At 73.3% G+C, this 12,474-nt stretch carries 10 protein-coding genes; 1 reads left to right on the top strand and 9 read right to left on the bottom strand.

Features of this window, described 5'->3' with window-relative positions; genetic code table 11:
• Positions 1-184 precede the first annotated feature (184 nt).
• The 3 genes from ACIOC1_RS29180 to ACIOC1_RS29190 are packed head-to-tail and all read right to left on the bottom strand — an operon-like array spanning position 185 to position 2,382.
• Positions 185-1,456: a hypothetical protein gene (locus ACIOC1_RS29180; protein ID WP_355343000.1), complete on the bottom strand. Its 1,272-nt coding sequence runs from the start codon at positions 1,454-1,456 to the stop codon at positions 185-187.
• A 36-nt stretch (positions 1,457-1,492) separates the two neighbouring features.
• The gene (locus ACIOC1_RS29185; protein WP_093716639.1) at positions 1,493-1,792 is read right to left on the bottom strand and encodes a DUF3039 domain-containing protein; all 300 of its coding nucleotides are present in this window, start codon (positions 1,790-1,792) and stop codon (positions 1,493-1,495) included.
• Between the two features lie 11 nt (positions 1,793-1,803).
• Entirely contained in the window at positions 1,804-2,382 is a 579-nt protein-coding gene (locus tag ACIOC1_RS29190) for a YqgE/AlgH family protein (protein ID WP_188284071.1), read from the bottom strand.
• Between the two features lie 279 nt (positions 2,383-2,661).
• Between ACIOC1_RS29190 and murA the strand changes: the two genes are divergently transcribed.
• The gene (gene murA / locus ACIOC1_RS29195) at positions 2,662-4,011 is read left to right on the top strand and encodes a UDP-N-acetylglucosamine 1-carboxyvinyltransferase (protein WP_355342994.1); all 1,350 of its coding nucleotides are present in this window, start codon (positions 2,662-2,664) and stop codon (positions 4,009-4,011) included.
• 63 nt (positions 4,012-4,074) lie between these two features.
• Here the strand turns inward: murA and ACIOC1_RS29200 are convergent, their stop codons facing one another.
• The 6 genes from ACIOC1_RS29200 to ACIOC1_RS29225 all read right to left on the bottom strand — a co-directional run bounded on the left by ACIOC1_RS29200 (position 4,075) and on the right by ACIOC1_RS29225 (position 12,291).
• Complete coding sequence (locus tag ACIOC1_RS29200; protein WP_355342991.1) at positions 4,075-4,356, bottom strand: HU family DNA-binding protein; 282 nt, start codon at positions 4,354-4,356, stop codon at positions 4,075-4,077.
• Between the two features lie 222 nt (positions 4,357-4,578).
• Positions 4,579-6,024 (bottom strand): malic enzyme-like NAD(P)-binding protein, encoded by a 1,446-nt coding sequence (locus ACIOC1_RS29205; protein WP_391047160.1) that lies wholly within the window; start codon positions 6,022-6,024, stop codon positions 4,579-4,581.
• Between the two features lie 431 nt (positions 6,025-6,455).
• Positions 6,456-8,720, bottom strand: coding sequence for a HelD family protein (locus ACIOC1_RS29210; RefSeq protein WP_401856905.1), 2,265 nt, complete (start codon positions 8,718-8,720; stop codon positions 6,456-6,458).
• Positions 8,721-8,881: 161 nt separating this feature from the next.
• On the bottom strand, positions 8,882-9,499 hold the full coding sequence (locus ACIOC1_RS29215; RefSeq protein WP_355342982.1) for an ABATE domain-containing protein: 618 nt from the start codon (positions 9,497-9,499) through the stop codon (positions 8,882-8,884).
• A 108-nt stretch (positions 9,500-9,607) separates the two neighbouring features.
• A complete protein-coding gene (locus ACIOC1_RS29220) occupies positions 9,608-10,783 on the bottom strand; it encodes a uroporphyrinogen-III synthase (RefSeq protein WP_401856907.1) in 1,176 nt (391 codons plus the stop codon).
• A gap of 503 nt (positions 10,784-11,286) precedes the next feature.
• A complete protein-coding gene (locus tag ACIOC1_RS29225) occupies positions 11,287-12,291 on the bottom strand; it encodes a helix-turn-helix domain-containing protein (protein WP_391117364.1) in 1,005 nt (334 codons plus the stop codon).
• Positions 12,292-12,474 lie beyond the last annotated feature (183 nt).

Raw genomic sequence — 12,474 nt, forward strand, 5'->3', positions numbered from 1 at the left:
GCTCACCCGCCCGCGGCAGACTTGCCCCGCCCGGGCGCGGGCAAAGACGACGGGCACGGGCCCCGAGGGGCGCCGGGGGCACCTCCCAGCGGTAGCTGGGGGGAGGCACTGCGCGGCCAGCCCCCACCGGCCGGGAGTGCGGGGGCCGCCGGAGCGGGGCACCGCGTACCCGGCCCGGGAAAGACTAGAAGGCGGCAGCCGCCCTCTCGCGTTGGGCGCGCACGGCCAGCAGCACGGTGAGGGTCACACCGAGGAGCAGCCACGCCAAGTGGGCGATGGTGAGGGCCTGCCACGCGGAGTGGGGCACGTCGGGGGCGGAGGCCAGGGCGAGGGTGGCGCCCAGCAGCGCGAACACGGCCGCGAGCTGCACACGCCCGTTCCAGCTCCGCAGGAACGCGCGCTCGGCGAAGGGCCCGCCGTACCACCAGCGGACGGCGAGGCCGACGACGACCACGGCGGCCAGACCGGCCGCGGTCACGGCGGAGACCGCCCACAGCGGCCACGGCGCGCGCTGCCGTTCCTTGTCGCAGGGCAGCACGGTGGTGACCAGCGGCACCAGCGGGAGTACGGCGACGGCGTTGATCTCCCGGACCCGCCGCAGCCAGGGATCGGCGGCCAGCTCCGTACGGACGGTGGCACGGATGCCCCGCAGCCGGGCGGGCAACGGCGTACCGGAGCGGCGCCCGGCCACCGTCAGCAGGACCACGATCAGGACCAGGGCCGCCGCGGCCCCGGCGGCGGTGGCGATGATCTGCCACACGTCACCGGTCGCGATCCGGAAGAGCTGCACGCCCACCAGCAGGGCCACGGCGATGATCCCGGCCAGTGCCCCGCCGCGCGGCGCGGTGAGCTGGCTGGGGTCGGCGCCGAGCATCAGCGCCCGCTCCACCGCGCTCTGGTGCTCGGCGCGGTGCCGCTTGGGCACCCGGCCGAGCAGCCCGCGCCCCGAGGTCAGCGAACGGGCCAGCGCGACCTGCGCCTCGGCCTCCTGCGGGGCGAGCGCGACCGCGCGGCGGGCGGCGGCCACCGCGTCGGGCACCCGGCCGAGCCGCCGGTAGACGTCGGAGAGCAGCACCGACGGCTCCCAGCCGTCGGGGTCGGCGCCGGTGGCCCGCAGCGCGACGGTCAGCGCCGCGTGCGGCTCGTCCAGCGAGAGCAGCACGACCCCGGCCAGCACGAAGACGTCGGCCGCCTCCGCGGGCCCGGCGAGCGCCAGTGCCCAGTCGACCGACTCGCGGGCCTCGGGGCGCCGCTTCTCCTGCGCGAGGATCCAGGCGCGCAGCAGGTAGCCCGCGCTGCCGTTGCGCTCCACGAAGGCATCGCTGACGAGGGCGTGCGCCTCGGCGAACCGGCTCTGCGCGACGAGCGAGTGCACCCGCTCGCCGTCGCTCGCGTCGTCGTCGCCGGGCGCGTCCGCCGCGCCGAACGCGCCGTCGTCACCCTGACCGCTGTCCACGTCCGCCCCTGTTTCCGCCGGCGAGGAGCGCGGACGTCAGCTCTTGCCGCCGCTGCCCTTGCCGGACTTGTCCTTGTCCCCGCCGCCCAGCGGCATGCCCTCGTAGATCTCCTTGCACATCGGGCAGACCGGGTACTTCTTCGGATCGCGTCCCGGGACCCAGACCTTGCCGCAGAGCGCGACGACGGGCGTGCCTTCCAGCGCGCTCGCCATGATCTTGTCCTTCTGGACATAGTGCGCGTAGCGCTCGTGGTCGCCGTCACCATGGGAGAGCTGCGGGGTCGGCTCGACCAGAGTGCCGGTGCCCGCCCCGCGCTCGGGCTCAAGAGTGCTCATAAGACTCAAGACTAGTTGAGAGACGGATCGTCGGGATACGTGGCCACCATGGCCAGCTCATTGCGCTGCCTGCGCAGCACCGAGCGCCACAGTTGTTCGGGATCGGGCGAGGACACGTCGCCCGGCTCGGACTCGATCACGTACCAGGCGCCGTCGACCAGTTCCTTCTCCAGCTGGCCGGGCCCCCAGCCGGAGTATCCGGCGAAGATCCGCAGCGAGCCCAGCTCGGCGGCGAGCAGTTCGGGCGGCGCCTCCAGGTCGACCAGGCCGATCGCGCCGTGCACCCGCCGCCAGCCCAGCGGGTCCGCGTCCTCGCCCTCGCGGACGTCGCCCGGCACCACGGCCAGGCCCAGCGCGGAGTCCAGCGAGACCGGGCCGCCCTGGAAGACCACCGGGGGCGCGCCCGCCAGCGGCGCCCAGGGCAGCAGGACGTCGCCGACGCCGACCGGCGTGGGCCGGTTCAGGACGACGCCGAGCGACCCCTCCGCGTCGTGGTCGAGGAGGAGCACCACCGCCCGGTCGAAGTTGGGGTCGGCGAGCGCCGGTGTGGCGACGAGCAGTCTTCCGGTGAGCGAGGACACCTCGGTCATGGGACACATGATCCCGCACAAACCCGCTGGGCGGAGCGGCAACCGCCACTCCCGGACATCCGCCGCTACGGCGCGACACGCGGTACGGCGCGCGCGGCAGCGGACGGTGTGCGGTCCGCCACGCACCGCGCTGTAGCGAAGTCATGACACTGGCCGAGGTTCACGGCAGCCGGGACGGGTCAGTAGGCGCATTACCATTTCTTCCTGCGCTCCGCGCGGCGAGCACCCCGGCCGCGCCCGGCCTCCCCCGTACCAACCGTTCCGAAGATCGCGAGATCCATGACCGACATCGCCGATGTACTGCTTGTTCATGGCGGAACCCCCCTCGAGGGCGAGATCCGTGTCCGCGGTGCGAAGAACCTCGTGCCCAAGGCCATGGTCGCCGCCCTGCTCGGCAGCGGACCGAGCAGACTCCGCAATGTCCCCGACATCCGTGACGTACGCGTCGTACGCGGGCTGCTCCAGCTCCACGGCGTGACGGTGCAGAGCGGTGAGGAACCGGGCGAGCTGGTCCTCGACCCGACGCGTGTCGAGAGCGCCAACGTGGCCGACATCGACGCCCACGCGGGCTCCTCCCGGATCCCGATCCTGTTCTGCGGCCCGCTGCTGCACCGGCTCGGCCACGCCTTCATCCCGGGCCTGGGCGGCTGCGACATCGGCGGCCGGCCGATCGACTTCCACTTCGACGTGCTGCGGCAGTTCGGCGCCACGATCGAGAAGCGCGCCGACGGCCAGTACCTGGAGGCGCCGCAGCGGCTGCGCGGCTGCAAGATCCGGCTGCCGTACCCGTCGGTCGGCTCGACCGAACAGGTGCTGCTCACCGCGGTGCTGGCCGAGGGCGTCACGGAGCTGTCCAACGCGGCGGTCGAGCCGGAGATCGAGGACCTGATCTGCGTCCTGCAGAAAATGGGCGCGATCATCTCGATGGACACCGACCGGACGATCCGGATCACCGGCGTCGACAAGCTCGGCGGCTACAACCACCGGGCGCTCCCCGACCGCCTCGAAGCCGCCTCCTGGGCGAGCGCGGCGCTGGCCACCGAGGGCAACATCTACGTCCGCGGCGCCCAGCAGCGGTCGATGATGACCTTCCTCAACACCTTCCGCCGGGTCGGCGGGGCCTTCGAGGTGGACGACGACGGCATCCGCTTCTGGCACCCGGGCGGCCCGCTCAACGCCATCGCGCTGGAGACCGACGTGCACCCCGGTTTCCAGACCGACTGGCAGCAGCCGCTGGTGGTGGCGCTCACCCAGGCGTCGGGGCTGTCCATCGTGCACGAGACGGTGTACGAGTCCCGGCTCGGCTTCACCTCCGCGCTCAACCAGATGGGCGCGCACATCCAGCTCTACCGCGAGTGCCTGGGCGGTTCCGCCTGCCGCTTCGGGCAGCGCAATTTCCTGCACTCCGCGGTCGTGTCGGGCCCGACCAAGCTCCAGGGCTCCGACCTGGTCATCCCCGACCTGCGCGGCGGCTTCTCGTACCTGATCGCGGCGCTGGCCGCGCAGGGCACCTCGCGCGTGCACGGCATCGACCTGATCAACCGGGGCTACGAGAACTTCCTCGCCAAGCTGGAGGGCCTGGGCGCCCACATCGAGCTGCCCCAGCCCGCGGGCGCGGTCGCTTCCTGAGCGGTACGCCCCATGCGAAAGGGCGGCTTCTCCCCCGGGAGAAGCCGCCCTTTGGCGATGTGATTACTTGCCCTTGGCGGCTTCCTTGAGCTTGGAGCCCGCCGAAACCTTCACGCTGTAGCCAGCCGCGATGTTGATCGGCTCACCGGTCTGCGGGTTACGCGCGGTCCGAGCGGCACGGTGGGTGCGCTCGAAGGTCAGGAAGCCGGGGATGGTGACCTTCTCGTCGCCCTTGGCCACGATCTCACCGACGGTCTCAGCGAACGCGGCCAGTACGGCGTCGGCGTCCTTGCGGGTCACCTCGGCGCGCTCGGACAGAGCGGCCACCAGCTCACTGCGGTTCATATCTGTACTCCCGTGTTCTTTCTGCCATGGGGGCGCGAGCTCGAAGCTGTTGCTGTGTGCCTCACTGCCCAGGTGTGCATCCTGCCCCCATATATGGGGGGAAAGCCAATCCACCGACCGCGCGAGTCGCACAAAAAACGATGCGATTGCACGGGGACACCACGGGGATGACGGATTGTCGTCACATGGTCGACGCATCGAATCCGTTTGTCGGACGGATTGTCAGACCGCCCCCGGCGCGGTCGCCGCGGCGGCCACCGCCGGTCCCTGCGCCTTGGCCGCGTCGCGTACGGCGTCGGCGACCGCGCCCGCGACCTTGTCGTTGAAGACGCTGGGGACGATGTAGTTGGCGTTCAGCTCGCCCTCCCCCACCACGTCCGCGAGGGCGTGCGCGGCGGCCAGCATCATCTCGGTGTTCACGGTGCGGGACTGGGCGTCCAGCAGGCCGCGGAAGACGCCGGGGAAGACCAGGACGTTGTTGATCTGGTTGGGGAAGTCGCTGCGCCCGGTGGCGACCACGGCGGCGGTCTCGCGGGCCACGCCCGGGTCCACCTCGGGGTCGGGGTTGGCGAGCGCGAAGACGATCGCGCCGTCCGCCATCCGCGCCACGTCCGTACCGTCCAGGACGTTGGGCGCGGAGACGCCGATGAAGACGTCGGCGCCGGTCACGGCCTCCTTCAGGGTGCCGCTGACGCCCTCGGGGTTGGTGTTGTCGGCGATCCAGCGCAGCGGCGAGTCCGGCGACGCCTCCACCAGGTCGTCGCGGTCGCAGTGCACCACGCCGTGGATGTCGGCGACCACCGCGTGCTTCACTCCGGCGGCCAGCAGCAGCTTGAGGATGGCCGTACCGGCCGCGCCCGCGCCGGACATGACGACGCGTACGTCGCCGATCTGCTTGCCGACCACGCGCAACGCGTTGGTGAGCGCGGCGAGCACCACGATGGCGGTGCCGTGCTGGTCGTCGTGGAAGACCGGGATGTCCAGCGCCTCGCGCAGCCGGGCCTCGATCTCGAAGCAGCGCGGCGCGGAGATGTCCTCCAGGTTGATGCCCGCGAAGCCGGGGGCGATGGCCTTGACGATCGCCACGATCTCGTCGGTGTCCTGGGTGTCGAGGCACAGCGGCCAGGCGTCGATGCCGGCGAAGCGCTTGAAGAGGGCCGCCTTGCCCTCCATGACCGGCAGCGCGGCCTTCGGGCCGATGTTGCCGAGGCCGAGGACGGCGGAGCCGTCGGTGACGACGGCCACGCTGTTGCGCTTGATGGTCAGGCGGCGGGCGTCCTCGGGGTTCTCCGCGATGGCCATGCAGACCCGGGCGACGCCGGGGGTGTAGATCATGGAGAGGTCGTCACGGTTGCGGATCGGGTGCTTGGACTGCATCTCGATCTTGCCGCCGAGGTGCATGAGGAACGTACGGTCGGAGACCTTGCTCACGGCGACGCCCTCGATGCCGCGGAGCTTGCCGACGATCTCGTCGGCGTGCGCGGTGGAGCTGGCGGCGACGGTGACGTCGATGCGGAGCATGTCGTGGCCCGACGCGGTGACGTCCAGGCCGGTGACCGAACCGCCCGAGGACTCCACCGCGGTGGTGAGCTGGCTGACCGCGGTCCCGCTGGCGGGGACCTCCAGCCGTACCGTGATCGAGTACGAGACGCTTGGCGCCGTTGCCATGACGGACCTTCTTCCGGTTCCTCTGCTGCTGGTGGTGCTGCCCGTCGATCGTTGCACCTACCGACGGGTACGCGTAAACCCGCGTGGGGTGAAGATTGGAAGAATACTTCCGCGATGCGGGAGCGGCGCAACCGGGTGGACCGAAGAAGAGATTTTCGTCCGCCGGGAAGAGGTTCCCGTAGCCGTTTGTTAGCCTGAGTACGGCACCGGCTCGATCCAAGCCCCCGGGCCCAACCTTAGGCGCTTCGAGCGCCCACTTGCCGCGAGGCGAGCATGGCGGGCCGGTGTCGTGAACGTCACGTGGGCGCCCCCTCTTCCGGAGGGGGCGCCCACGGCGTTTTCGGAACGGTGCCAGGACCCGTTCCCGAACCCGTGCCAGGACCCGCTTCTCGGACCCGTTCCCGGACCCGTTGTCGGACCCCGCCGCCCGGTCAGGGGCGCAGCAGGTCCGGCACTCCCTCGGCGTCCGGCAAATCGCCCTCGGCCGCGAGGACCATCAGGCGTTGCGTCGCCCGCGTCAGGGCCACGTACAGCACCCTCAGCCCCGCGGGCGACTCCTCCGCGATCTCGGCGGGGGACACCACGAGCGTGGCGTCGTACTCCAGGCCCTTGGCCTCCAGGCTGCCGAGCGCCACGACGCGCTCGCCGAGCCCTTCGAGCCAACCGCGGGCCTGGGCGCGGCGGTTCATGGCGACGACGACGCCGACCGTGCCGTCCACCTCCTCCAACAGCCGCGCGGCGCACCGGCGTACGTCCGCGCCGAGGTCGTCGCCCGTGACCGCGTACTGCGGCAGGACACCGGTGGAGCGCACGGCGCGCGGCGACTGCATGCCGGGCATGGCGAGCGCCAGCACGGTGGCGGCGACCTCCGCGATCTCGGCGGGGTTGCGGTAGTTGACGGTGAGGGTGAAGCGCCGCCGGGGCCGGGTGCCGAGCGCCTCGTCGCGCGCCCGCGCCGCCTCGTCCACGTCCGTCCAGGAACTCTGCGCCGGGTCGCCGACGATCGTCCAGGTGGCCGTACGGCCGCGGCGCCCGACCATCCGCCACTGCATCGGCGTCAGGTCCTGCGCCTCGTCCACGATGACGTGCGCGTACTCGGTGCGCTCCTCGTCCAGCCGCTCGGCTCGGCTGCGGCGGCCCGCGTCGTGCCGGTCGGCGAAGGTCGTGACCTCGTCCAGGCCGGTGAGCTGGTCCAGCGGGTCGGCCTCGCGGCGCTTGGGGCGCGGCACCGGGCCGAGCAGCGTGTCGAGTTCGTCCAGCAGCGCCACGTCGTGCGCGGTGGCGCCGGTCCTGCGCAGCGAGCGCGCCACCCGGCGGACCTCCGGCGGGGACAGCACCCGGCGCGCCCAGCGGGTCAGCCGCTTCTCGTCGGCGAGCGCGGCCAGCACGGCGCGCGGCTGGAGCACCGGCCACCAGGCGTCGAGGAAGTCGGTGAAGTCCTGCTCGGTGCTGATGTCCTCGTCGAAGCCCTGGCGTTCCTCCGCGGCCAGCTCCGGATCGTCGAAGCGGCGGCCGGTCTTGCGCCACAGCGCGTCCAACAGCAGGCGGCGGGCGCGCGGGCGCAGCAGATTGACGGGCGCGGTGCCGCCGAGGGTGTTGTGGCGGATGCCCGCCAGTTCCTGCTCGGACAGCTCCACGCGGCGGCCGAAGGCGACCACGCGCAGCGTCGCCGGGCGGCCGGGCGTCAGGTCGAGCGCGCCGCGGGCCGCGTTGCGCAGCACCTTCTGCATCCGCAGCGAGCCCTTGATCCGGGCGACCGCGGGCTCGTCGTACAGATCGGCGGAGACGCCGTCGACCAGCGAGCCGACGGCGCGGATCGCTACCTGGCCCTCCTCGCCGAGCGACGGCAGCACGCCCTCGGTGTACGACACCAGCAGCGGGGTCGGGCTGACGCACAGGATGCCGCCCGCGTACCGCCGCCGGTCCTGGTAGAGCAGGTACGCGGCCCGGTGCAGGGCGACCGCGGTCTTGCCGGTGCCGGGGCCGCCGGTCACCTCGGTAACGGACGCGGCGGGCGCCCTGATCACCATGTCCTGCTCGGCCTGGATGCTCGCCACGATGTCCCGCATGGTGTGGCTGCGGGCCTGGCCGAGGGCCGCCATCAGGGCGCCGTCGCCGACGACCGGCAGCCCGGTGGTCAGCTCGGGGCGCAGCAGGTCGTCCTCGACGCCGAGCACCTTGCGGCCCTTGGAGCGGATCACCCGGCGGCGCACCACGCGCCCCGGCGCGACCGGGGTGGAGCGGTAGAAGGGCGCGGCGGCCGGGGCCCGCCAGTCGATGACCAGCGGCGCGTACTCGCTGTCCAGGACGCCGATCCGGCCGATGTGCAGGGTCTCGGCGATGTCGGCGGTCCGGTCCTCGCGGACGGCGTCGTCGGCGGGTTCGACGGAGGTGAAGGCGCCGTCGGCGCCCTTCTTGCCGTCCTTGCCCCGCAGCAGGTCGATCCGGCCGAAGAGGAAGTCCTCGAACTCGCTGTTCAGCCGGTTGAGGTGGACCCCCGCGCGGAAGACCTGCGCGTCGCGTTCGGCGAGCGCGCCCGGCGTGCCGACGTGGCCGCGCTGGGCGGCGTCCTTCATCAGGAACTCGGCTTCGTCGATCTTCTCTTCGAGGCGGTGGTACACCCGGTCCAGATGCGCCTGCTCGACGGCGATCTCCTGATCCCGGACCCCCAGGTGGGCTGTGGTCTGCGCGGCCACGCAGGACCCCCTTCTTCATTGCGTCATGCGCCGCCCACGTACGTGACGGGGCACGTGGGGCAGCCTGCAACCGTACGCGACCTGCGGGCTTCTGCACACTCCGCCGTGCGGTCGGGTCTGAGGCGCGGTCAGTTTTCCGGCGGGCCGGGGACCCCGGCGGGTCAGCCCTGGGGCGAGGTGAGAGTCCCGCGCGTGGTGGTGCGACGGCGGTGCCGGGCGACGCGCTCGCGGTTTCCGCAGATCTCGCTGCTGCACCAGCGGCGGCGTCGGCCGCGGGAGGTGTCGAGGTAGACCAGCGAGCAGTTCTCGCCCTCGCAGCGGCGCAGTTGCGTACGGGCCAGCGGGTCGGTCAGCAGCGCGACGGCGTCGCGGGCGACGGCCGCGAGCAGTCCCGCGGGCTCCGGGGGCGCGGCCAGCGTACGGATCAGGGCGCCGCCCTCGCCGGTGACCGCGCGCGGGGCGGGCGGGGCGGCCAGCGCCGTCGCGTTCAGCTCGGCGATGTCGGCGGCAGCGGGCCGCTCACCGGCGACCTCGGCGGTCACGACCCGGCAGACGACGGCGCGCAGGCCGCGGAATCCGCTCAGCCAGCCGTCGTCCACGGCGAGGTCCGGCCGCGCCGCCTCCCCGGGCGCGCGCGGCACCAGGCCGGTCCCGTACAGCCACGCCGCCAGCCGGTCGGGCGTGCCGAGCCGCTCCCGCTCGGGGCGGCCGGTGCGGGTGGCGACGAGATCGAGACACAGCCGGCCGGTGTCGAACCGTAGCGGGCTCGTTCCACTCATGGTCAGCCGCCTTCCCGCCCGCCCGTCACCTTCCCCCCAGGGTGCCCGGCGGCCGTCGCGGGGTCTAGGGCGTGTCAGGACCGCTGTGGCCGCGCTTGCCTGACCGGCTTACGGCGCCGAGCCGTATTTGTCGTCCGCGTGCGGGTCGAGGGAGAGCCGGTAGCCGCGTTTGACGACGGTCTGGATCAGCTGGGGGGCGCCGAGCGCGGTACGGAGCCGGGCCATCGCGGTCTCGACGGCGTGTTCGTCGCGGCCGGAGCCGGGCAGGGCGCGCAGCAGGTCGCCGCGGGCGACGACCCAGCCGGGGCGGCGGGCCAGCGCCCGCAGCAGGGCCATGCCCGCGGGCGGCACCGGCCGCAGCGTCCCGTCCACGACGACGGCGTGCCCGCGGATCTCGACATGGTGCCCGGCGACGGGCAACGGCCTTACGCGGCCGGGCAGTTCGCTGGCGATGAGCTGCACCAGCGGTCCGAGCCTGAAGCGTTCGGGGTGCCGGGTGGGCACGTCGTGGCCCTGGAGCGGCAGCGCGGTGACCGGGCCGACGCAGGCGGTCATGACGTCATGGCGGAGCGCCGCGAGGAGTGCGTCGCAACGGCCGCGCTGCCGGGCCCGGTCGAGGAAGGAGGCGGCGGCCGGGGCGCTGGTGAAGCTCAGCGCGTCGACCGACCGGGAAAGGACGGCGTCGAGCAACCGGTCGACGGGCCCGAGGTCTTCGGGCGGCATCCAGCGGTAGACCGGCACCGCCACGACGGTCGCCCCTGCCGCCCGCAGCGACTCGACGAAGCCGGGCAGCGGCTCGCCGTGCAGCTGGACGGCGACGGTGCGGCCCTCGACTCCCTGCTCCAGCAGGCGTTCCAGGACCTCGGCCATCGATTCCGAGGCCGGTGACCACGCCTCGCGCAGCCCGGCCGCGCGCACCGCGCCGCGCACCTTGGGCCCGCGGGCGAGGAGTTCGACCGCACCGAGCCTGCGCAGCAGAGCCTCGCCCAGGCCCCAGCCGTCGGCGGCCTCGATCCAGCCGCGGAAGCCGATCGCGGTGGTGGCGACCACGATGTCGGGTGCGTCGGCGACGAGTCGCCTGGTGGTCTCCAGCAGTTCGGTGTCGTCGGGCAGCGGCAGGATGCGCAGGACGGGCGCCCGCAGCACGACCGCGCCGCGCCGCTCCAGCAGCGCGGCCAGCTCGTCGGCTCTGCGGGCCGCCGTCACCCCGACGGTGAACCCGGCCAGGGGCGGCACCCCGCCGCCCGGGCCCGGATCGCTGTTCCTGGTCGCCTGCGCCTGCATGGCTCCGCCCCACTTTTGCTGGAGTTACGCGTGCCGGACGGCGGGCGGACCGTCCCTGATCCGCCGCCGCCCTCCCGGCCACCCCGCCGGAGCCGCATCGTCCCAAGACGGGGTGACGGGTTCGATTCACCGGGATGACCCGGATGTTACGGACGCCTCCGCCGCTCACACCCGCGCGCGGACGGCGGTCCCGGCAGGCGCCGTCCGCCCGGTCCCGTCCACCGCCCGCGCCGGTCACCGCAGGTATACGGCCCACGTGACGGCGTAACAGAGCGCGGAGGAGGCGAGGAAGGAGAACGAAGGCGGGGAAGGAGACGAAGGCGGGGGTGGACTGTCGGGCCCGACCCTGGAAACGGCCGCATGACCGCCCCGCGCCCCGAGGTGACACGAGCGCAACCATGCGCTCGCCCGCGTCCGCGCCCGGCTGTGCGCCGGCCCTCGTGGGGGGGAGTCAGGTCTGGGTGCCTGAGCTTGGTGTCAGGGCTTGGTGCCGGGGCCGGGTCTCAGAGCCAGCCGCGGCGGGCCGCCTGCCAGGCGAGCTGGGTGCGGGTGGTGGCGCCCGCCAGCTCCATCATGCTCTGCACGCGCCGCTGGAGGGTGCGGCGGCTGAGGTTCATCTGGGTGGCTATCGCCTTGTCCGCGACCCCGGCGACCATCAGCGACAGCAGCCGCCGGTCGGTGGACGACAACGGGTCCGCGGGGCCGACGTCGGCCGCGCCGGTGACCGCGCCCGAGGCGTCGACGTGCAGCGGTACGGCGTCCTCCCAGTAGCGCTCGAAGAGCGCGATGAGCGCGTCGAGGAGGCTGCTGTCGCGGACCAGCGCGGTGGACGGTTCCTCGGGGCTGCCGTGCGGGCCGCCGGGGACCAGCGGGAAGATCGCCACCGAGCGGTCGGCGACGGCCAGCCGCAGCGGGAGGTGCGGGACGGCGCGGGCGATCTCGCCCTTCCGCACGGCCGCCGCGATGTTGCCGACGGCGCTCTCGTCGTCGAAGAAGTCCCGTTCGTAGAGCACCCGGTAGCGGACCCCGCGCTCCAGCGCGTCGAACTCGGCGGTGTTGCTGCCCGACGGCATCGCCACGTACTGCGCTTTGCAGAACCACAGCATCTCGTCGCGCGCGTCCGCCTGGATCTGCCGCAGCCGCTGGCGCAGCGCCTCCGCCCCGGTGATGACCTCGATCAGCAGCCCGGCGTCCCGGCGGCGCGCGGTGGCCCGGTAGCTCTCCAGCAGGTCGGCCGCCGCCGAGCGCGCCAGGTCCAGGGCGTCGGCCCGGTGCTTGAGCTGCGGCAGCAGCGCCACATCCGGCGGGTAGGCCCGGTAGCGCGGCGGCCGGCCGTCGGAGGCGCTGGCCATGGCCTTGGCGACGAGACCGGTCAGCGCCGACAGCGCGGTGTCCGGGCTCAGGCCCGAGTACTCCGCGATCTCCCGCGCCGAGGCGCTGTCCATCGTCACCAGCAGCCGGTACGCGGCCTCTTCGGCGTCGGTGATCCCGGCGGCCTCCAGGGCCATGGCACCCTCCTCGCGGGTACGGGGGCTGGGTGAGCAGCCACCGTACTACGAGCGGAGATCACCACCGCGGCCCGGCGAAGCCCGTGCCGGGAGCACGCGCCGGAACCACGGGCGCCGGAACCACGCGCCGGAACCACGCGCCGGGGCGAGCGGGCACCCCACTGGCCCGCTCGCCCCGGCTGT

The sequence above is a fragment of the Streptomyces sp. NPDC088197 genome (assembly GCF_044741185.1).
Lineage (GTDB): Bacteria > Actinomycetota > Actinomycetes > Streptomycetales > Streptomycetaceae > Actinacidiphila.